Source organism: Chryseobacterium formosense (genome assembly GCF_900116415.1).
GTDB classification, from domain to species: Bacteria; Bacteroidota; Bacteroidia; order Flavobacteriales; family Weeksellaceae; genus Chryseobacterium; species Chryseobacterium formosense.
In genome coordinates, this window is the sequence record NZ_FPAP01000003.1 from 141,054 (window position 1) to 163,280 (window position 22,227).

The following is a 22,227-nucleotide window of genomic DNA, read 5'->3' on the forward strand; positions in this document are numbered from 1 at the left end:
ATAATATTGAATCCTTTGGATTCTGTTTTGATTTTATTTTGGATAAGAATTAACAGCTGCCATTACCCCTTCGATCTGTCCTAAAGCAAGCATTCTTCCGAGGAATGAATATCCGGGATTGTAGCCCTTATCAATATCGTCTGTCAACAGTCTTCCGTGGTCTACACGCATTGGCAGAGTTGGGTTTTCTTTTTCAAAGATTTTGATTACTTCGATTAATTTCCCTCTCCCTTCCAAGTGATTGGCTTCGATAAAATCTCCGTTGTCAAAGACATTGGTGCTTCTTAAATGAACAAATTTTGTACGGTGAGCATATTTTTGGGCAAGCTTCGGTACATCATTCTGAAGTCCGGCGCTCAAAGATCCTGTACAAAATGTCAATCCGTTGTGTGGATTATCTACAGCATTCAGAAACCAATCAATATCTTCTTCGTTTGTTACTATTCTTGGTAAACCCAACAAGGAAAACGGTGGATCATCAGGATGAACACACATTTGAATTTCATATTCTTCACAAACGGGCATTATTTTTTCAAGAAAGTATTTCATATTCTGGCGAAGCTGATCTTTATCAATTCCGTCATACAAAGACAACAGATTTTTGAATAATTGAACAGGATTTTTGTCGCCCTCTTTGATATTTCCATTTACAAAACCCTGGGTTTTCACAATGATAGAATCAATCAGATCATTATTATCTTCATCAGTTAAGGTGTTTTTTAATTGTTCTACTTTTTGAAGAATATCTGAATTATAATCGTTTTCGGCACCTTTTCTTTGCAGAATATGAATTTCAAAATAAGCAAATTTAGCTTTGTCAAAGTACAGTGACGACGAACCGTCTTCCCATTGATAAAACAAATCTGTACGAGCCCAGTCCAGAACCGGCATAAAGTTGTAGCAGACAGTTTTCACTCCTGCTTTTCCTAAATTCTCTAAACTATTGATATAATTTTTTATAAGATGATCTCTATCTTCTCCTCCGTATTTGATAGACTCGCTAACAGCAAGGCTTTCAACTACAGACCAACGAAGTCCGAAACTTTCTATGTAATTTTTATAATCATTAATCGCCTCTAATGACCAAACGTCTCCATTCGGAATATCGTGTAGTGCTGAAACAATACCTTCCACCCCGATCTGACGGAGAATATCTAATTGTATTTTGTCTTTTTTACCAAACCAACGCCAGGTTTTCTCCATAAATTTCATTTTTCATTAAAACAAAGCAGGTGCAATATAACACCTACTTTGCTGCTGTTAATAAGAATGTGTCTAAATATTAATTGTAACCAGGATTCTGGTATTTTGCCTTGATATCAGAAGAGACCTCCATCGCATCAATTTGTCCCTGCGGGATTGGTCTAAGGTAATGATATGGCTGAATTGATCTTGTTACGGTTTGTGGTGCGTGATTTCCATAATTTGCTCCTCCAATTGAATAGGAAGCAGATTTTTGAGCCCAAGTCTGAGTTCTGACCAAATCATACCATCTGTACCCTTCACCGAAATACTCTCTTGACCTTTCTGCAAGAATGTAATCTATTGTTATGGTAGATGGTGTTGCTGCGATCATAGCAGCGCTGTTATCAACAACATAAGATGCATTTTGCGCATTACTAAATTTCCATTTCCCAGCGCGGGCACGGATTACATTAATGAGATCTCTTGCAGACAGAGATCCTGATGCTCCTTTTACGGCAGCTTCTGCAGCTATGAAATACAATTCTGAGAATTTAGCCGCATAAAAAGGACGTGTATGGCTAGGATTAGGATAACCTAAACCATTTCCATTATCAGTTCTGTAAGGTCCTGTTTTCCAAATTCCTGGATAAACAATTCTACTGATACCACTTGGAGCAATCACCCAATCTGCTCTTCCAGGAAGCGTACCGGCTCCTACACCACTCTGTCCGGCATTGGTAGGATAATTAGGAAGCTGAGAATCATCATTCAGAAAAGTAAGCACTGGGTCATTTGCTTGTATAGGAAGGTTATTTGCATTATATAATGTCGTAACATTCGTTAATCCTGTTCCGTCTTTATGCCAGTTTCCTCTGTATACAGTAGTAAAGGTTCCATCATATCTTGAATCATTAGTCTTATCTGCAAATGTATTTTTAATTAATTCAATGGTAGGAGCCATTCTGACCCAAGGTCTACCAAGAGATTGAAATGCCGCACGCTGTACCGAACTTGCTGCGGTCCATGTAGTTGGAGATGTACTGCTTTTCAGGTTTGTGTAATTCCAAGTCAACATCCATGAAGCAAAATTATTTGGAGACCATCCGTCACCGTAACTGGCCTGAATTACTCCCTCATTAAAATAAGCGCTTGTTTCTGTATGATCTGCATACAACATACATTCACTGTTGCGGTCGTTATCTCCTCTATTTACATCATAATATGTAGGTTGCAATGAGTATTGTCCAGGATTGTTTATAGCTTCTAAGGCAATATCATACGCTTTTTGAAAGTACCACTGCGGGTTATGTCCATCAGGGTCTGTTCTTGAAGTTTCCGGATACGTGGGAATTCCATTGGGATTCTGTAGCCACCATCCATAAGTTAAATAAGCCTTCGCCAAATATAACCGGGCAAGGTTTTTGGTAACACCACCTGTAACTCTGGGGTTTGATGGAAGGTTGTCTATAGCCTTTACCAGATCTGGAAAAATAGCTTTTGTATATACTTCTGTTACAGTATTTCTTACCGATGTTGTTTTTGGATCGATGTTGAATGCAAGCTCTCCGGATCCCAAATCCAAAGGCACACCTCCATAAGTCTGAACTAATAAGAAATAATAAAATGAACGGAAAAATCTCGCTTCAGAAATTAATGATTCTGCAATTCCGGCTTTCGATCCGTTTTGGATAATTCCGTTTGACGTATTGATTGATGGAAATACAGATCCCCAGACCATACTGGTCGGAAATGTATTCGAGTTTATACTTCCCGTGCCACCAGTCATATCCAGATCCTTGAAATTTCCGTCAGCACTTTGCCCCCATGTTGCTTCATCAGTACCTGTCATATTAGCATTAAGCCAATACCCATTTCCATAGAGTAATCTTAATTGTCTGTATAATGATGTAACCCCCTGTGTTATTCCTCTTTCAGTTGTGAAATCTTCAGGTGTATAGATTCCTCTTGGCTGCTCATCCAAAATTTCATTACATCCTGTTGTTGTAAATGCCACTGATGCTAAAAATAAGGCAGCGATGAATTTTTTATTTAGATTGATCATGATTTATATTTTTAGAAAGTTAGATTAAGTCCCAACAAATAATTTCTCGTAGCTGGGTTATTGGTTCCTATCACTAGCTGATTCGCTTTGTATGAATTAACAGCCTGATTTTCATTTCCTCTTGAATTAGGTTCTGGATCCATTCCAGAATGTCTGTAATATGGTGAACCGAAAACAAATGGATTTTGTACCGTTACATATAATCTTAGGTTACTTACGCCTAAATTTTCCAGAGTGCTTTTATCAAAATTATACCCTAAAGTAATTGTTCTGATTTTCACGAAAGATGCGTCAAAAAGAGCAAGAGTTGATGCGTATTTAGGGTTATCTCCACTTAGCAATCCTCCTGGTTTAGGATATCTTACATCTGTATTTTCCGGAGACCAATAATCCACATCCACATTATTTCCTCGACCCGTTAACCTGTTCAGATACCCAGCCGAGCCATAAATTGTACTAATAAGAACTCCTCCTTTTTGAAAAGCTCCCACAACACTCAGATCAATGTTTTTATAAGCCAGTCTCGTATTAAATCCACCAATAAAATCAGGATTTGTATTTATTATTTGTCTGTCTGCTTCATTGATTGCTCTTACAGGTGTACCATCTGCATTGTATCCTCCAGTATACAAAACCTTAATCATCCCTGGTGCTGCACCAGTTTGTGGTTCCAATATATTAAGATATGGATCGCCCTGTTGCCAGAGACCCACGTATTGGTAATCGTATATTGCATTGATGTTGTACCCCACAAACCATAGATTATTAACATTTCTGTCCTGGCCGGAAGCCAAAGCTGTAATTTTGTTTCTGTTAGCTGCTAAATTACCGCCCACTTCCCAACTGAATCCTTGGGGGTTGTCAAAAATCAAGGCATTTAAAGATACTTCCAGACCTTTATTCTGCGAAGCTCCCACATTCTGCAACACAAGATTTAAACCACTTGACGGTGGAAGTTGTTTATCTAGTAACAGTTTTTCAGTGTTAGTAACGTAATACTCAACTGTACCACTTATTCTTTTGTTAAAAATTGAGAAGTCAACTCCATAATTCCAAGTCTTTGAAAATTCCCAGCCTAGTGATGCGTTTGGTGCTCTGTTTACATAATTTCCTATTGCATTTGCAGTACCAAAATTATAAGGTGTTGTGCTTAGGCTACCAAAAGTAGTGTATGGAGCAACAGCTTGGTTTGAGGTTTCTCCAAAACCTGCTCTTAGCTTAAGCACATTAATATATTTTGAGCCTTGTAAAAAACTTTCATTAGCAACGTTCCATCCTACTGAGACTGCCGGATAGGTATGCCACTGATGGCCTTTAGCCAGTACCGAAGCTCCGTCTGATCTCACTGTTGCTGTTAACATATAACGATTGTCATACTGATACATGGCTCTCCCCATAAATGACATCAGACCTCTTCTCCAATATCCCTGATTATTGGGATCTATAGTTATTTCTCCCTGTGCGTGCCCTAAATTAAAATATTGAAATGCATCAAGAGGAACATCGCGGGCAGCAATAGATGAGCTGTTGAATCTTGTTTGCTCGGCTGAGTAAAGCGCCGTAGCATTAATTTTATGCTTGCCAAAATTTTTGTCGTAGGTAATTAAATTTTCGATTACCCATTGATTTGTTAAAGAATTTCCAATACTCGCTGATGATGCAGTTGTCGGTTGATAATTTAATGCTCCTGTTCCAAGATAATAACCACTGTTTGAATTTCTGTAGGTTAATCCCACATTCAGTCTATATTTTAGCCCCTCAACAGATGGGATTTTTATTTCTGCATATAGATTATTGTATGAACTGAATGCGTTGGTACGGTCGGCATATGCATCTCCTAAACTTTCTAATATTGATCGAGTCTGTAACGCTGTCTGATCCTGGTTGGCAAATGTTGTTCTCAGCCTTGGCGAACCGTCAGGCAAATAAGGACTCGTCAATGGAGAATAACCTAGTACGGGAGCACCGCTTATTCCATTAAAATCGTTGATTGAGAAATTGGAATTTGTAGAAAAACCAACCTTTAACCAAGAATTTATTTCCTGATCCAGCGCACCTCTGATGGATAATCTTTTATAGCTTTGTAAAGGTACAACACCATTTTGCTGAAAATAAGCTACTCCAAAATTATACCCTCCTTTCTCGGTACCTCCTGTTACTGCTACATCATGGTTCATCATCAACCCCACACCATAATATTGATCCTGCCAATCGGTATTTATGCCATTAATTTCATCGGGGCCATTGGTAAATAAATTAGCATCAGCTCTCAGTTTAGCAAACTTATCTCCGCTCATGACCGGATATTTTGAAAATATGGTCTGAAACCCGGTATAACCATTGTATGAAAATTTTGCTCGTTGTCCCTTTCCGCCCCTGTTTGTAGTAATAATAATTACTCCATTTGCACCACGGGAGCCATAAATCGCCGTTGCTGATGCATCTTTAAGAACATCAAGAGTTTTAATATCTGATGGACTGATGTCTCCAAGTGACCCTACGAATGGAATACCATCCAATACGATCAATGGATCATTGGACCCGGTTAAAGAACGCTCACCTCGGATCCTGATCTGTTGTACAGCTCCCGGTTTGGTTGACGTTCTTCCGATGTCGACTCCCGGAAGACGGCCTTGTATCGCATCTGTAATATTTGCAGACGGCACTTCTTTTATTGCATTACCACTAAGCGACGATACAGATCCCGTGACAGCTTCTTTTTTCTGAGTACCATATCCTATCATAACAACTTCTTCGATCTTCTTCTCTTTTGGAACAGTATCTTTTTTTGTTTGGGAAAATGCTAGGCCGGAAGGTAGTAAAGCCATTGCAAAAAACATCGCTGCCTTATTGCCTTTATTTAAATAAAATTGGTTCATAATTATTATATTGTTTTTAATATTAGGGTAACAAAAATTAAATAAGCAATTTTAATTTTGTTTTTAAATGTACATATTCACTAAAGCTTCAAACAATTCCTGCTTTCCGCTTTTTGGCTGTGGTTCCCCAATTTCATGAGCTATTCTCTGAAGATCTTCCAAAGTAAGCGTCCCGTCTTCAAAAGCCTTTCCGTTTCCGTTGTCAAACGAAGCATAACGGTCTGTTCTCAATTTTTTATAATCAGAATTTTCTAGAATATCAGAAGCAGCAAGAAGTCCTTTTGCAAAAACATCCATTCCTGAAATGTGAGAGATGAATAAATCTTCAGCATCAATAGAATTTCTTCTGATTTTTGCATCGAAATTGACTCCTCCCTTTCCTAAACCTCCTGCCGGAAGTAGTACCAGCCAAGCCTGAACCATATCATAATAATCTATCGGGAACTGATCTGTATCCCAACCATTCTGGTAGTCTCCCCTGTTGGCATCAATGCTTCCTAAAAGCCCTGCATCTACAGCAACCTGAAGCTCATGTTCGAAAGTGTGACCCGCTAAAGTAGCGTGATTCACTTCAATATTTAATTTAAAATCTTTATCTAGACCGTAATGCCTCAAGAAACCAATTACTGTTTCAGAATCATAGTCATATTGGTGTTTTGTAGGCTCCATTGGTTTAGGCTCAATTAAGAAAGTTCCTTTGAAACCTTGTTGACGGGCATAATCTCTTGACATAGAAAGAAAACGCGCCAGATGATCTTTTTCACGTTTCATATCAGTATTTAAAAGGCTCATATATCCTTCTCTACCTCCCCAGAAAACGTAATTCTCACCACCAAGGGCAATTGTTGCGTCAATAGAATTTTTAACCTGAGTTCCTGCACAAGCTAATACATCAAAATTTGGATTTGTAGAAGCTCCGTTCATGTATCTTTCATGAGTAAAAACGTTGGCCGTACCCCACAAAAGCTTAATTCCTGTTTCCTGTTGTTTTTGTTTTGCATATTCTACAATCGCCTGAAGATTTTTTTCATAATCTTTCCAGTTATCTGCAGGATCTACCAAATCGATATCGTGGAAACAATAGTAATTGAAGCCCATTTTAGACATAAATTCAAAACCTGCATCCATTTTGTGCATCGCTTTCGTTACAGCATCATTTCCGATATCCCAAGGATGATGAATTGTAGGGCCACCAAATGGATCGCTACCATTTGCACACAATGTATGCCACCATGCCATTGCAAAACGTGTCCAGTCTTTCATAGGTTTTCCCATTACCATTCTTTCAGCATCATAATATCTGAAAGCTAAGGGATTCCTGCTTTCCTTTCCCTCAAATTTAATTTTTTCGATACCTGTAAAAAACTCTTTTGTACCTGTTAAAGTGCTCATATATAATTGTTTAAATTTTAGTTTAGTTTGAAAATTGGTCTAAGACTCCCTGCTCACTAATCTCGGAGATCAATAAGTACGATAGAAAATTCCTTTTATTTGGGGTTATATTATTTCGTTAAGATGCTTTTTCCACCTTGAATATGCTTCCAGATATTGTTCTCGTTTTTCTAATTGTGGTTCTATGACAGCAATTCTTTCAAGAGAAGCAAAAGCTTCTTTAGAGTCTGCATAAAAACCGATTCCCATTCCGGCCGCTCTAGCAGCACCTACCGCTCCGTCTGTATCATAAAGCTCAATAACAGCATTACTCACCCCGGCAAGTGATTTTCTGAAAATCGAGCTTAAAAACATATTGGCATTTCCTGCACGGATCACCTGAATATCCATTCCCATTTTTCTCATAATATCCATTCCGTATTCGTAAGAGAAAACAATACCCTCCTGCGCAGCGCGTAAAATGTCTCCTTTGGTATGTATATTAAAATTAATTCCGTGGATGGTACAGTTGGTTTCTTTATTTTCCAGTACTCTTTCAGCTCCGTTTCCGAAAGGTATGATACTTAAACCCTTCGCTCCAACTGGTGAAAGAGATGCTAAGTCATTCATATCGCCATAAGAAGATAGAGATGTGGCAAAATTGTGTTTTAGCCATGAATTTAAAATTCCCGTGCCGTTGATGCATAGTAAGACGCCCAGTCTTGTCAGTTCTTCCGTATGGTTTACATGTGCAAAAGTATTTACTCTTGATAAATGATCATATTCTAATTGATCTAAAACTCCATAAACCACTCCTGAAGTTCCTGCCGTAGAAGCAATTTCTCCGGGATTGAAAACATTTAATGATAAAGCATTATTCGGCTGGTCTCCTGCTCTGTAGGAAATTGGGGTTCCTTCTTTTAATCCTAATTCCTGAGCTGCAGTTGCGGAAACTGTCGATTGAATCCCAAAAGTCGGGACAATTTCAGGGAAGAAGCTCCTTGGAATCCCATAATAATTGATAACATCCTCCGAAATACAATTATTTTTAAAATCCCAAAAAATACCTTCAGACAATCCTTCAATTGTCATTCCTATTTCTCCTGAAAGCCTCATCGCTATGTAATCCCCCGGAAGCATTATTTTATCAATCTTCTCGAAAATCTCAGGTTCATTTTCTTTTACCCAGGCTAATTTTGAAGCTGTAAAATTCCCTGGTGAATTTAATAAATGAGATAAACATTTCTCTTCTCCAATTTCTTTGAATGCTTTTTCACCATAAGAAACAGCACGGCTGTCACACCAAATGATGGAAGGTCTCAGTAAATTCTGGTCTTTATCCACCAAAATCAAACCGTGCATTTGCCAGGTAATCCCGATTCCTTTTATATCTTCCGGATGAAGTCCTGATTCGTGCATTACTGCTTCATGAGCAAGTTTCAGATTAGTCCACCAGTCAATGGGATTCTGTTCTGCCCAACCGGGATGAACAGCAGTGATTTTCATCTCTTTTTTAGGAGAAAATTCAGAAGCAATCACTTTTCCGCTGGATGCCTCAATAAGACAAACTTTCACAGATGAGCTGCCGATATCATAGCCTAGTAAATACATAATTTCAAGAAGTGAATTATTTTATAAGTTTAGTATTGTTTTTTTTGTAAACCTTAGCATCGAACTTATAATATCTTGCTGCACGATGCGATACATTGGTTTCAATTTCATTCAACGGAACGATATAATTGAAAGAAGAGATTTTTTTATGGAAATTCTTAATATCTATATATTTTTCACTCAGGGCACTGTATAATTGATACAATTGTCTGATCGTAAATTTTTTTGGCAGGAGTTCGAAGATTATAGAAAAGTCTATTTCTATCCACCTTCTGATTTCCACCAAAGACTCCTTGATGATTTTATTATGATCGAATGGTAGGTTTGGAACTTCATGAATAGGGAACCAGTTTACTGTATTGTACTTTGTGCTGTTGATTTTGTGGTCAATTTTACATAATGAGAGATATGCTACTGTAATAATCCTATCAATATGATGCTTATATTCTTCATCCATCCATTTTATATCATCTTTATTAATAGCTCTCGAAGGATCCGCAAAACATTTAAATTGTTTAAGAACCATTTTTTTTATTCCTGTCAGTTCATACAAAACTCTTTCTGCGGAATCATCCACATCTTCGTCACTATAAATTAGGCTGCCCGGAAGTTTTATCTGTTTAGCTTCATCAAGATGTCTTTCTACTAGCAAAATATTTAGTCTGTTCTCGTGGTCAAAACCGAAAACAACGCAATCTACAGAAACATATGTATGTATAAAATTAGGGCTCATTTAATTGTTAACATTTATGTAACATGACAAATATAAAAATTCAATTGAATAAAAAAAATAAAATTTGTAGTACACCCTATATATCAACAATTTACATATCGATTTTTAATGAAAAGATATGAATACTTTATATGATAAGCTTATCATATTTGCAACACCTCTTATTTATGTAACGATTCATTTAATAAGTATTTACATACACAATCACTACGATAATAAAGCATTATTTTTCTCATCAATAATATGATAAGAATTTGATAACACAGTCTCAAAAAAAAATATAAAACAAGTGTAAAAACAACACTTTTAAACTCACAAAAGCCCAAAACGGGTCTTTTTTTTTTACCATTTTTGTATTTAAGAGGTGTAAGATTTGGAAATAAATCAATTAAGACATACTTTCCGTGTAAATTATTTGACTAAAATGCAAAAAGGAAAACAGATTGATATTATACTAAATATTAATTCTGAGCACTCGTAACTGCTGAGGTATATTCTGTTGACAAAAGTTGTCACAGATACTTTAATATTCTTTCAATAGAACAGATATCAAGGTCTTCTTTTGTAAACTTTACATTCTTATTATCTGGGCATTGTAGATATAATAATTCTGAGAACCGTCATTTATAATTTTGCAGGAATACTGTTTGTTATTGATAAGTTTTAGTATGCCTGCTTTTTACGATTCTCCAAGAATAACAGACCGGGCAGATATACTTTTTAATTACTTCAATAGCGTTTTAAATAGTGGAAGATTTGTCGAAGATTTAGTTTTTGGTCGTTTCGACATAATCCACTTACAGCCATCAATATCCATTTTATACCTCTATAAGAAAATTGCTTTGCGTCAGTATATCCCAAGCCTATATAGTATTGGAATACAAAAATATCCTTAATAAACGTTAGCCGTTCAGTTGAAAATATGTTATTTTTTTAAACATTTGATTTATAATACTCAATGGTTTTTTAATATTAGCGCTAAAACAAAAAACGCTGTAAACATTGATGTTTACAGCGTTTTAGCTTATTTTGGTTTCCCAATTGGCGGAGAGTGAGGGATTCGAACCCCCGGACCTGTTACAGTCAACAGTTTTCAAGACTGCCGCAATCGACCACTCTGCCAACTCTCCTTACTTACTACGATTTCTCGTTTTCAGTGGTGCAAATATAGAGTGTTTTTCGGTGATTGCAAAAAAAATTAGGTGTTAATTTTAACAAAACTTAATAATTATCTATAAATCAGGGGAATTATTTTTTTAAAATAATCTTTAAGAAGACAAAACAACCATCAATAAAAGAAAAAAGCACCTCTCTCGAAGTGCTTAACTATCTAAAATTAGAATTTATTAATGTAATTCTGCCAAATATTTCTCGGCATCCATTGCAGCCATACACCCGCTTCCAGCAGCAGTAATCGCTTGTCTGTAGATATGATCCTGAACATCTCCCGCTGCGAAAACTCCCGGAAGATTTGTTCTTGACGAACCTTTTTCGGTAACGATATAACCGTTTTCATCCAAATCGATTTGTCCTGCGAAAATATCTGTATTCGGTTTGTGACCGATAGCAATGAAAATTCCGTGTACATCAACCGTAGATTTCTCCTGAGTTTGGTTGTTGATGACAACAGCTCTTTCTACCAAGTTGTTTTCACCTTCAATTCCGATCAACTCGTGATGAAATTTCACTTCAATATTCGGGGTATTTTCCACTCTGTGAATCATTGCTTTTGAAGCTCTGAATTCATCTTTTCTCACCAACATGGTTACTTTATTCACCAATTTTGCAAGATAAGTCGCTTCTTCAGCTGCTGTATCTCCTGCTCCGACAACAACAACATCTTTTCCTCTGTAAAAAAATCCATCGCATGTTGCACAAGCTGAAACTCCCCCTCCATTGTATTTTTTCTCGTCATCAAGACCCAAATATTTTGCAGTAGCTCCTGTAGAAATAATTACAGATTTAGCTAAAATCTCTTTGCTACCTGCATATAATTTATGAACACCACCAACTTCTTTTGAAAATTCGGCTCTGGTAATCAATTCATAATGCACTTTTGTGTCGAATCTTTCAGCTTGTTTCTGTAAATCCATCATCATTTCAGGACCGGTAATTCCTGCAGGATACCCTGGAAAATTATCAACTTCTGTTGTGGTTGTTAATTGTCCGCCCGGTTCAAGACCTGTGTATAATTCGGGTTTCAAGTCTGCTCTTGCTGCATAAATTGCTGCTGTAAAACCAGACGGTCCTGATCCAACGATCACACAATCTAAAATATTTTGCTCCATAATCTATTAATCAATTTCAAGGCTGCTAATTTCGGAATTTTTAATGTTTTATTAAAAGAAAATTAATGATACTTGTCAATATTTAATATGTTAAAAGTCGATGAATGATAAACCGCTTTAAACTTTTAAAAACTTCCTCAATTCAAAATTTATATTATTTTTATTCAAATTAAATGTTTTGATACACTCCTCCACTGAATTTCCATTTTTGAAAACTGAAAATAATTTTTCTTTGCCGAATTTAGAAATGATCATTTCACATAAAACAGCTGAAACTAGATAAGGAATTGGTGTCTCCTTTTCAAAATAAAGTCTTTCGTAGACATCTAAGTGTTCAAAAGCATCAAAATCAGGATTTTCTGTGAGAAACTTCTTCAATTTTCCTTTTTGCCATTGATAATCAAACTTTCCGCTTCCTCCAAAATAAGTGGCAATTCCTTCATCGAAGAATGGGTTTATCTTAGGGAAAAGTTTTGATGTATATAAATGAACAATTTCGTGTGTGTAATATTCTGAATTATTTCCCGAGATGACAATGTTGTAATCTTCAGCAAATCCACCAGATTTATCAGCGAACATCATCGGATGATAGTCAAATCCTTTCAATTTAAAAACTTCTTCGGGAGAAACTGTTGAATAGTAAAAGATAGGAAATCGTTTAGTGTCAAAAAATTTTGAAAGCATGTTGATGTCTTTCTTTTGCGCTTCAGCCTCTTTAAGATTATAATTCTTATTTATTGAAATATAATAGGTTATATTATCTTCATTCTTGATTTTCCAATTTCTTGTTGCGTAATCAATGTATTTACTAAAGAAAATTTTGTCCCCATTTTTTACAGCAATTACATTATAGATTGCTTTTACAAGATTGGATTTGGTATCCGGACTATATCCGATGAAAGCTAGTTTTACAATTCTTTTATCTTCTTCGTCTGTTGGAATTATCTCCATTAATGACGGTTGATAAAATTTGTCTCCTAATTTTCCGATTTCTATGCCAATAATTTCATAATAAGGAGATTTGAATCTTTTAAAATCAGACTCAAGCCAGAATTTTGGATTCTGAGTCTCTAAAAATTCTCCGAGAGTTTTAATGATTTGAATATTAAAAGAATCTTGTTGGTCGACAGTTGGTGAAATTGATTTTATCTTGAATTGAGCATACGACAACTGAAAAAACAGAATCAAAACAAAACACAGAAAATTTACTTTTAACATTGAGTTTAAAATTATTTAATAAATTATCTTAAGTTTAAAAAGTTAAATTAAAAGTCACTTGCAACGCAAAATTGACCATTCACTTCTACACTTTCATTTTAATTTTATCCACATTGATAATCTTGTAAACCAACTCTTTAATCAGCTCAGAATCATCCATATTCACTGCTCCCAAACCTTTTCCTTTCATATCGAACTCCCTTAAAATAGAAATGACACGGGTTGCATGTTTTAAAGGATACAATCTTGCAGCTTCCGCGTAATCTTTGATAAAATAAGGATTGACTCCCATTTGAGAAGCAATTGTTTGCGGCGGTTGACCGGCCATCGTATTGTAAATGATAATATTCGAGAAATAGCTGTACAAGCTCGCCATCATCATTACAAAAGGATTGTTTTTCGGATTTTTACCCATAAAATGGGCAATTCTGAATGCAGCGTTTACATTTTTTGTTCCTAAAGCTTTCTGTAGCTCAAAAACATTGTATTCTTTACTGATCCCGATATTGTTTTCTACAACGGTTCCGTCTAAAATTTGTCCTTCTTTAAGAATAATTTTCAGTTTTCCGAGCTCGTTGGCAATTCTGGAAAGGTCGTTTCCAAGATATTCGGCGAGGAGATGAGAAATATTCGGAGCGGTTTTGATATTCAATTTAATGCATTCATCGGCAATCCATTTCGGGAGATTATTATCTCGTATTGATTCGCTCAGAAAAAGTGCATTGGCTTTATCTAAAGACTTTGTCACTTTTTTACGGCTGTCTAATTTCTTGTGTTTATGTGCAAAAACCAAAACGGTGGACGGAACAGGGTTTTCAACATACGCTTCCAAAGCTTTGCTTTCATCATCATTTAGCTTCAGATCTTGTGCTTCCTTTACAATAATGACTTGTTTGTCGCCCATCATCGGAAACTGTCGCGCCAAAGAAAGAATTTCCTGATACGTTGTATCTTTTCCGTAAGTTACCGTTTGGTTGAAAGCTTTTTCGTCTTCTTCAAGAAAATCATGTTCAAGAGCTTTTACAGCAACATCAATAAAGTAAGGTTCTTCTCCGTGGAAAAAATAAATAGGTAAAACTTCTTTATTTTTAATATTTTTGAGGATTAAATCTAATTCTTTCATCGTATAAATGGAACTTCCAAAACTGAACTTTCAGGAAACTTTTGATTTTAAATTCAAGAAAGACAAAGATAAGTTTTTTATTTATGATTTGATTCGTAAAACTTACCTTTTGCTTACCCCAGAAGAATGGGTAAGACAGCATTGGGTTCATTACTACCTCACCGTAAAATCCTACTCTACATCGGCTTTAATCACTGAAAAAAAGATTGTTCTGAATGGTTTAACTAAACGCATTGACCTTTTAATTACCGAAAAAACACAACCAAAAATTCTGATTGAATGTAAAGCGCCACAAATAAAATTAACGGAAAAAACATTCGAGCAGACAGCGAGATACAACTCCATTATCGGGGCGTCTGAGATTGTTTTGACGAATGGTTTACAGCATATTAATGCGAAATTTGAAGAAGGAAATTACACTTTTTATAAACCGTAAATCTTAATCAACTGATGCCCCGAAATGTATTTCTTTTTTCATTTTTACTGTTTTCTATTTTTACTTTTTCACAATCGAAAGTTTTAATTAATAACAATCTGGATGTTGTAGAAGATGCTTTAAAAAGAAAAAAAATGATTGATGTAGTAAGTCATTTTATTTTAGAAAAAAGCCTCAAAAATGAAGACTTAACGATTGTAAATCCTGATAATAAATTGGAAACATGGTTGTTTCTGGATGAGCTTAGAAAACTGCAGAACAGCAAAGTATTCAGCACCAATTACATGCTGATGTATGAGGTTACATCGGCTGAAGCGAGTAACAAAAATAATTTTACAATACATCTGAATTGCTATTACGAGGACAAGGAAATAAAAAATTCTGTAGCAAAAATTGAAATCATACTACAGGAAATTAACAATAAATATCTTGTATCGACAGCAATCAAAAACAATTTGCCTCGCTGGAAATCAAAAACCATTGAAAATTACAATTTCTATTTTGAAAAGGAGATTGACGAAAAAAAACTGAGAGATTTTATTGCGAAAAATAATCAACTGAGTTTAAATTTAAAAGAACAAAAAATTCCCACTAAAATATATTGTGTAGATGATATATATAAAGCTTACGAGCTGTTTGGAATTGCTTACAAAAGAGATTATTCCCCCAATAATTTTTTTCTGGGAATAGAATCGGCAACAGATAACAATCAGAGTACGATGATTGTTGCTACAAAAAAAGGAATGCTGGATGATTTTTCTTTTGGCAGCCTTTGGAAAGCGAGGATTACAGAGAAATATCCACAAAAGAATCTGTATGTGCCAGTTTTGGAAGGCTATTCATATATCAACGATGGACATCCTTTTTATAAATGGGAACAGATATGGATTCACTTTAAAAATGCCTATTCAGTTTCTCAAAAAACAGATTGGCTGTCGCTGTACGGTACAAAACAAAATTTCAGCCTCTCTTCGACTCCACTTTACATTGAAAACCTTATTAATGCAATGATCATTAAAACAATTGAAAAAGAAAAAGGATTCAGCGGTGTGTTGGAACTCTTAAACTGTGGAAAATTCGACGGTGAAAATCAAGACAATTACTTTAAAACACTGGAAAATGTTTCGGGAATTACAAAAGCAAATTTCAATGAAAAGATTGACAAATTGATTACCAGTGAAGATTTAAGTAAATAGGCTATTTTTTAGCGTAACATTTGCATACGTAATGTATATTTATTCACAAAAAAAAAATTATATATGAAACATTTACTAATTTCGTCAATACTTCTACTCACTTCAACAACAGTTTTCAGCCAAAAACTAAAAACTGTTTCTTACCAGGATGGTTCACAGAAACTCAACGGATTGGTTACATCAAATGCCGGAAAAAAACTTCCCGGAGTTCTCATTCTTCCTGCTTGGAAAGGAATTGATGATGAAGCAAAAACGGCTGCCGCCGATTTGGAAAAACAAGGATATATTGCCTTTATTGCAGATATTTATGGCGAAGGGAATATTCCGACAGACAATGCTTCGGCGGCGAAGACTGCTGGATTCTACAAAAAAGATTATGCAGCTTATCAGAAAAGAATTTCATTAGCTTTAGAACAATTAAAGAAAAACGGAGCGGTTTCAGATAAAATTGCAGTTATCGGATATTGTTTTGGCGGAACCGGTGCGTTGGAATCAGCGAGAGGGAAACTTCCTGTTGCAGGCGTAGTTTCTATTCACGGAAGTATCGGGAAAGACCAGTCAAGACCAAATGAAGCTATATCAACTAAAATTTTGGTAGAAAATCCTGCAGAAGATAAAAGTGTGACGCCCGAAGATTATAATAATCTGGTCAAAGAAATGAATGACGGTAAAGCAGACTGGCAAATCATTACTTATGCCAATTCAAAACACACTTTTACCGACCCAAAATCTCCTGATTACAATGAAATCATGGCAAAAAGAGCATGGAATCATACCCTTCTGTTTTTAAAAGAGATTTTGAAATAATAAATTTATATTAAAAAGCAACCTCATTTATTTAAGGTTGCTTTTTTATATCACTGGTTGTATTACAATTGAAACACCACCAATACTCTTTTTCTTTATCTTTTAACTTTATTTTTGAAATTTCTCCACAGTTTTCGCAGGCAGAATTATTACTCTCAACTTCTTTTGCTTCGTAATCACAATCGAAACAGCTCCAGGTTGTGAGACCAGCTTTTCCACCAACAAACCATGTGAACGACTGTTCTTTACATTTAGGACAGATTAATAATGCCATATTTTAATTATTTTCTGATTCTCTGTTAACCAATTCCATCGAAAAAGCAGGAAGACAAATCGCAAGATATTCGCAAGGTTCTGAAAACGGATTACTGTAACGAATTCTTGCTCCTTTTTCAATTAAAATACTTTGTCCTTTTTCTAAAACAACATTTTCGCCGTCAATTTCAAATTGCTTTTTACCGGAAATAATGATGGTGAATTCATCAAATTCCGGAGTCTGATGTGGCTCGCTCCAATTTGGAGGTGCAACCATGTGAGCAATGGAAATATTTGAATTCTGGGTAGAATTTCCCCAATGCTCTTCGATTAATTTTCCGTCTGTTGTCGGAACAACAAATGGGGATTTTTGAATTTTATATTTTTTCATAATATGATAATTTAAACGCGGAGGTCGCAAGGATTTTCAACATTCATTTCTCTTTTTGGTTCGCAAAGGCACTTCGTTCAGCAAATGATAGCAAAAGCCTTAGCTGAGTGAAATCGAAAATTCCACGAAGTCAAACGCCTTCGCGAACAAAAAAATAAAAAGTTTAATAAAAATTCTTTGCGACCATTGCGCTAATATTTAAATTTGATTTGCTTAAAAATGATTTTCCTTTTTAATTTCGTATACAAAATTAGTTCTTGTCGGTTCACCAAAATAAGCAACTTCCTCTTCAGCAATTTTCTTTCCGCCCAATCTTTCCAAGGCAGTTTGCGAACGGAAATTTTCTTTACCAATGTGAAAATAAACCGTATCAACATATTGAAAAATATAATCAAGCATCAGCTTTTTAATTTGAGGATTGATCCCCCTTCCCCAGGATTTTGTTCCGTAAAAAGTGTAGCCGATGAAAATACTGTTTTTATTTTCATCAAAATCATAAAAACGAGTGCTACCAATAATATCACCGCTTGATTTTTCAACAATTTTAAAAGCACCTTTACTTTCTATTGCACCATTGAAGAAATTTTTAAAAACGTCTTTTTCAAAACGGTTTTTATTGGGATGCTGTTCCCAGACTTTCGGGTCTGAAGCCACTTCGTATAAAGCCTCAAAATCCCCTTGAGATAAGGGGATTAATTGATATTGTTCGTTTTCTAATTCAGGTTGAATTGAAAAGTTCATTTTATCCTTTTTTGTTGGATTCTGATTCGATTTTTTTGATTTCTTTTAATTTTTCAGAAATCTTATTTACCGCGTCCAGTTTTGCCGGTTTCAAAGCAACTTCAGCTTGAGCCATATCCCATTTGATAACCAAATTACCGGAATTTTCGTCTGTAGGATTCAAAGTAATTTCAAACCACTCCTGCTTGTCAGCTAATTTATTTACAGGAACCGTTACATCGACCACGTCTTGTTTTGGATCGTACGTATAAGCTCCCCACTGCTGGAAATCTTTATTTAATATTACTTTCCATTCTTTTTCTGTTGGTACAATGAACAAACCATAAGTCCCTGCAGGAACTGTTTTTCCGCCAAAATTTACAGACTGACCAAAAGTAATCTTTGTTGATGAATTTGCTCCCGCTCTCCAAACCTGTCCGTAAGGAACCAATTCTCCGAAGATTTTACGACCTTTTACTCCTGGTCTTCCATAGTCTACAGAAATTTTAGACATAGAAAACTGCTGTTCTACCTTCTGACGCGGACTTGCCGCAGGCACAGAATAATCCTGAGCAAAACTTAAAGCCGAAGCCGATATGCAAACTGCAAATAATAGTTTTTTCACTTTTAAAATTTTTGCTAAAATTACGAAATGGAGTTCAGAAATCACTTTTCGATTTTGATAAATTTTGTTAAATTAAAATTGATGAAAAAAACCTTAATTGTTATGATTATATTTTTTAAAACACAAAGAACGCAAAGATTTTTTTAACTAATAAATGTCTTCAAATTCGCAAAGGTGTTTGACTTCGTCGAATCTTCGATTTCACTCAGAAAAGCTCACTAAGATTAATGCTTAATTTAAAGATTTCTTTTTGCCTGTTCAATGTGTCTTAAATTATGATAGATTACAAATCTGAAAGTATCACCAAGTTTTAGTTTAATAAATTTTGAAATACTGATGCTTGTCTTCACCTTATTTAAATTGACATTTTCAGCATCATTCAAAAGTTGAATCATTTGTTTTTGCTGAGCAATAAATTCAGTCAAAACTCTTTTGTCCAGATCACTATGAATAGGATTCATCGATTTGAAGGTTTTCATTTTGTTTAAATTTTCCTTTGGAAGCATACTTTTCGCAAAATAATTTCCTAAAATTCCGGAACTGAAAATATCTATTGGTTTTGTATCCGAATTCTTTAGTCGGTTGGTGATTTCAGGGATATAAAATTTACCATAAAGATTTAGATGTTCGAGACATTCCAAAATGCTCCAGCTTTTTTCTGAATTTCTGAAATTGAGTTTTTCATCGGATATATTTAAAAGACTTTCTACAAATTCCAGATTTTCATTTGTAAAATTTTTCAATTCATTAAGTAACTGTTTTGCAGGAATTTTCATATCAATTTTATTGCAAATTTCCGGTTTCATAAAACGATAAATATTGACTGAAATCAAGATTTTTTAAGCCTTGATAAAGTTTCCGGACTCATCCTTAAATAGTTGGCAATATGTTTATTGGGAATTTCCTGAAAAAGCTGCGGACTTCTCTTTAAAACTCTTTCGTAACGTTCTCTTGGAGAATTGATTAATAAGTCTTTCTCTCTTTCAATCTGTTGCAAAACCAAATCTTCCAAAATAACTGACCATAATTTTAAATTTTCATCTGATGATTTGATGAATCTGTAGAAATCTTTTTTGGTAGCAATTTTTATTTCAGTTTTTTTAATTGCCTGAATATAAAAATCGGTTGGTTTTTCAGATAAAAACGAATCAAGGCAGACAATAATATTTTCTTTATAACCGAATCGGATCACTCTTTCCTGATCTTCATCTCGGATAAAAATTCTCACACTTCCTTTTTCAATAAAATAAATATTGCTATCGATATCACCTTCCAACGTCAGAAAATAATGCCTATTGATTATTTTTTTCTTTTGAAACAAATCTGCATCCAATAAAGTCTGAATAATATTCACAATCTGAATTTTAAATTAAATAAAAACCTCATAAAAATATATGAGGTTTAAAATTATAAAAAAGGAAATCTATTCGGGCATCGCTTTCCATTTTTGAAGAATCGCTGTATAGAAATACATAAAAATAAATCCTAAGATCAAAATGATATAGCTCAGCATAAAACCAAGTGATTCTATGATTGTAATGCAGTTTTCATAAACCGCTCCCGTTTCAGAATTGTATACCGTACCGCCGCAAGCATCCCTCTGATACATAGAAATGATCACAAATATGAGAAGTACAAACAATACGAAACAATTCATAGAAATATTCACGAAGATCGAAGAAACCAGTTTCCTTACTTTATTCATCATGAATAAAGGAATCAACAAAATAACAATTGAAACCAAAAGCGTTACATGAGATGCAAAAAATTCTTCTTTCCCGTTTAAAGAAAAAGAATAAAAAACAGTCAGCAATACAACGGATAAAACTAAAATTCCCGCACTGATAACACTGAAAAGTAACGATTTAAGACCTGTAATTCTAAAGCTGAAGATAAAAGTCGATAAGAAAAATGCGATCCACAAATAAATATGAACATTTTCTGAAAAGAAATCTTCTTTTTTCACCGAATCAACATTCTTCAGCAAATCTTTCATGTTCTCGGTTTTGTAATAATAATCTGTAAGATTATTTTTAAAATACTTATCCGGAGCAATCTGTTTATTGATTTCAGGATTGAAGGCTCTTATTTTGATGCTGTCATCTACAATTCTACCTTCTTCATCTACAGTTGCAGCGGTAGAATCTGCATAAACTTCAGCTGTCTGAGCTTCATCAGAAGCAGAATAATCATAGTCATTAGTTCTTCCCGGTTCATAATCTTTCATGAAATATCTTACTTCAAAATCAGGATTATTTGGAGAAAAAATCATTTTGGTCCAGATCTTTGCATCCAGATTGTTTTTGACTCTGAATTGCTTAGAAATGGCAATAAAATCAGTTAAAAGCTTTTCCAACTCGGCAGGATTTTTCTTATTTAGCAACAGAGCTGTTTTTTCATTAATAACAGCCTTTCTTTTTTTGAGTATCGGATCAGGATAATCTTTGTTGTACTCAATATCTGTATAACTATATGCATATGAATCTGATAAATCGGAATCATAAAATATATTCGAAAAGTTATAATAGCTTGGCTTTGTTGTTTTGATATAGGATGAAAGGTCTACAACATCTTTCTTAAAATAATAAATCTTTGAGTTTTCTTTTTGTTCACTATAAGCTTCTACCGTTTTTGCCGATCTTTCAGGTTCAGGCATAATAAAATTTTTCTTATTATACTTTTTGTAAGAAGTTTTAGAATAAATAGTATAGAACTGATAAACACGGTTATAGTAAACGAAATATTTTTTGTTGCGGTCTGCATCATCAACATTGGTTTCACAATAAAGATCATAAAAAGGTTTCGGATACAGCCTATTTTCTAACGTGTAATCTTCAATATTTTGAGAAAGAAAAGGCGTCGCCCGGTTGATAACATCAATGTTTTTTGCCATTTCCTGATCAGAATATTTATTATTGATAAACATTCTGAAGCCAGTCATATAAGAAAAATAAAATGTCGTACACGAAAAAATAATGATGAAATATTGTACAAACTGACCAAATAATTTTCCTTTTGAAGAAGGATAGAAATTTTTGAACGAGTTGTTTTTAAACATCATCAGAAGCCAGCCTACAAGCAGCAAAATTGATATTATAAGATGAATAAAAATGACTCCATCCTGATAATAATCGTTTTTCACACTGTATTTCTGTAAAGAAACAGGATCGATATGAGAGAGGTAGCCAATCACAAAAAAGATGATATGCGCTGCTAAAGCCGCGAAAAGCATCCATACGATTTTCGTATTCCAGATGGTAGGATATTTTTCGAGCAGATATTTGTTGAATGTATTGAGTTTTTGCATTTTAATTGGAATTAATGAAG

19 protein-coding genes and 1 tRNA gene are annotated in these 22,227 nt (G+C 34.8%); 3 read left to right on the forward strand and 17 right to left on the reverse strand.

The window, feature by feature from the left end; all coding sequences use genetic code 11:
* Positions 1–33: 33 nt before the first annotated feature.
* The 10 genes from uxuA to holA all read right to left on the reverse strand — a co-directional run bounded on the left by uxuA (position 34) and on the right by holA (position 14,470).
* On the reverse strand, positions 34–1,203 hold the full coding sequence (uxuA, locus tag BM371_RS12245; protein ID WP_034676992.1) for a mannonate dehydratase: 1,170 nt from the start codon (positions 1,201–1,203) through the stop codon (positions 34–36).
* 79 nt (positions 1,204–1,282) lie between these two features.
* Positions 1,283–3,247, reverse strand: coding sequence for a RagB/SusD family nutrient uptake outer membrane protein (locus tag BM371_RS12250; RefSeq protein WP_034673588.1), 1,965 nt, complete (start codon positions 3,245–3,247; stop codon positions 1,283–1,285).
* Positions 3,248–3,258: 11 nt separating this feature from the next.
* A complete protein-coding gene (locus BM371_RS12255; RefSeq protein ID WP_034673585.1) occupies positions 3,259–6,126 on the reverse strand; it encodes a SusC/RagA family TonB-linked outer membrane protein in 2,868 nt (955 codons plus the stop codon).
* Between the two features lie 63 nt (positions 6,127–6,189).
* Positions 6,190–7,518 carry a xylose isomerase gene (gene xylA, locus BM371_RS12260; RefSeq protein ID WP_034673582.1) on the reverse strand — a complete coding sequence of 443 codons (1,329 nt, stop codon included), beginning with the start codon at positions 7,516–7,518 and terminating at the stop codon, positions 6,190–6,192.
* Positions 7,519–7,623: 105 nt separating this feature from the next.
* Positions 7,624–9,108 carry a xylulokinase gene (locus tag BM371_RS12265; protein ID WP_034673580.1) on the reverse strand — a complete coding sequence of 495 codons (1,485 nt, stop codon included), beginning with the start codon at positions 9,106–9,108 and terminating at the stop codon, positions 7,624–7,626.
* A 16-nt stretch (positions 9,109–9,124) separates the two neighbouring features.
* On the reverse strand, positions 9,125–9,841 hold the full coding sequence (locus BM371_RS12270) for an NUDIX hydrolase (protein ID WP_034673579.1): 717 nt from the start codon (positions 9,839–9,841) through the stop codon (positions 9,125–9,127).
* Positions 9,842–10,883: 1,042 nt separating this feature from the next.
* Positions 10,884–10,971 (reverse strand) — tRNA-Ser (locus BM371_RS12275).
* 216 nt (positions 10,972–11,187) lie between these two features.
* The gene (trxB, locus tag BM371_RS12280) at positions 11,188–12,129 is read right to left on the reverse strand and encodes a thioredoxin-disulfide reductase (RefSeq protein WP_034673576.1); all 942 of its coding nucleotides are present in this window, start codon (positions 12,127–12,129) and stop codon (positions 11,188–11,190) included.
* Between the two features lie 117 nt (positions 12,130–12,246).
* The gene (locus BM371_RS12285; RefSeq protein WP_034673574.1) at positions 12,247–13,347 is read right to left on the reverse strand and encodes a hypothetical protein; all 1,101 of its coding nucleotides are present in this window, start codon (positions 13,345–13,347) and stop codon (positions 12,247–12,249) included.
* 85 nt (positions 13,348–13,432) lie between these two features.
* Positions 13,433–14,470 (reverse strand): DNA polymerase III subunit delta, encoded by a 1,038-nt coding sequence (gene holA, locus BM371_RS12290; protein ID WP_034673570.1) that lies wholly within the window; start codon positions 14,468–14,470, stop codon positions 13,433–13,435.
* A gap of 7 nt (positions 14,471–14,477) precedes the next feature.
* Here holA and BM371_RS12295 point away from each other — a divergent pair, with 7 nt between their 5' ends.
* From BM371_RS12295 to BM371_RS12305, 3 genes are all read left to right on the forward strand, one after another.
* Positions 14,478–14,906, forward strand: coding sequence for a type I restriction enzyme HsdR N-terminal domain-containing protein (locus BM371_RS12295; protein ID WP_034673568.1), 429 nt, complete (start codon positions 14,478–14,480; stop codon positions 14,904–14,906).
* Between the two features lie 14 nt (positions 14,907–14,920).
* On the forward strand, positions 14,921–16,102 hold the full coding sequence (locus tag BM371_RS12300; RefSeq protein ID WP_034673566.1) for a hypothetical protein: 1,182 nt from the start codon (positions 14,921–14,923) through the stop codon (positions 16,100–16,102).
* Between the two features lie 63 nt (positions 16,103–16,165).
* Positions 16,166–16,909: a dienelactone hydrolase family protein gene (locus BM371_RS12305; RefSeq protein ID WP_034673565.1), complete on the forward strand. Its 744-nt coding sequence runs from the start codon at positions 16,166–16,168 to the stop codon at positions 16,907–16,909.
* Between the two features lie 31 nt (positions 16,910–16,940).
* Here the strand turns inward: BM371_RS12305 and BM371_RS12310 are convergent, their stop codons facing one another.
* From BM371_RS12310 to BM371_RS12340, 7 genes are all read right to left on the reverse strand, one after another.
* Complete coding sequence (locus tag BM371_RS12310) at positions 16,941–17,183, reverse strand: hypothetical protein (protein WP_034673564.1); 243 nt, start codon at positions 17,181–17,183, stop codon at positions 16,941–16,943.
* Between the two features lie 3 nt (positions 17,184–17,186).
* Positions 17,187–17,555: a cupin domain-containing protein gene (locus BM371_RS12315; RefSeq protein WP_034673563.1), complete on the reverse strand. Its 369-nt coding sequence runs from the start codon at positions 17,553–17,555 to the stop codon at positions 17,187–17,189.
* Positions 17,556–17,768: 213 nt separating this feature from the next.
* Positions 17,769–18,296, reverse strand: coding sequence for a GNAT family N-acetyltransferase (locus BM371_RS12320; protein ID WP_034673561.1), 528 nt, complete (start codon positions 18,294–18,296; stop codon positions 17,769–17,771).
* Between the two features lies 1 nt (position 18,297).
* Positions 18,298–18,900, reverse strand: a complete 603-nt coding sequence (locus BM371_RS12325; protein ID WP_034676990.1) for a DUF2911 domain-containing protein — start codon at positions 18,898–18,900, stop codon at positions 18,298–18,300.
* 236 nt (positions 18,901–19,136) lie between these two features.
* A complete protein-coding gene (locus BM371_RS12330; RefSeq protein ID WP_034676988.1) occupies positions 19,137–19,676 on the reverse strand; it encodes a DinB family protein in 540 nt (179 codons plus the stop codon).
* Positions 19,677–19,729: 53 nt separating this feature from the next.
* Positions 19,730–20,254, reverse strand: a complete 525-nt coding sequence (locus tag BM371_RS12335) for a Crp/Fnr family transcriptional regulator (protein WP_117601816.1) — start codon at positions 20,252–20,254, stop codon at positions 19,730–19,732.
* A gap of 69 nt (positions 20,255–20,323) precedes the next feature.
* Positions 20,324–22,207 carry a hypothetical protein gene (locus tag BM371_RS12340; protein WP_051882565.1) on the reverse strand — a complete coding sequence of 628 codons (1,884 nt, stop codon included), beginning with the start codon at positions 22,205–22,207 and terminating at the stop codon, positions 20,324–20,326.
* Between the last annotated feature and the right edge of the window lie 20 nt (positions 22,208–22,227).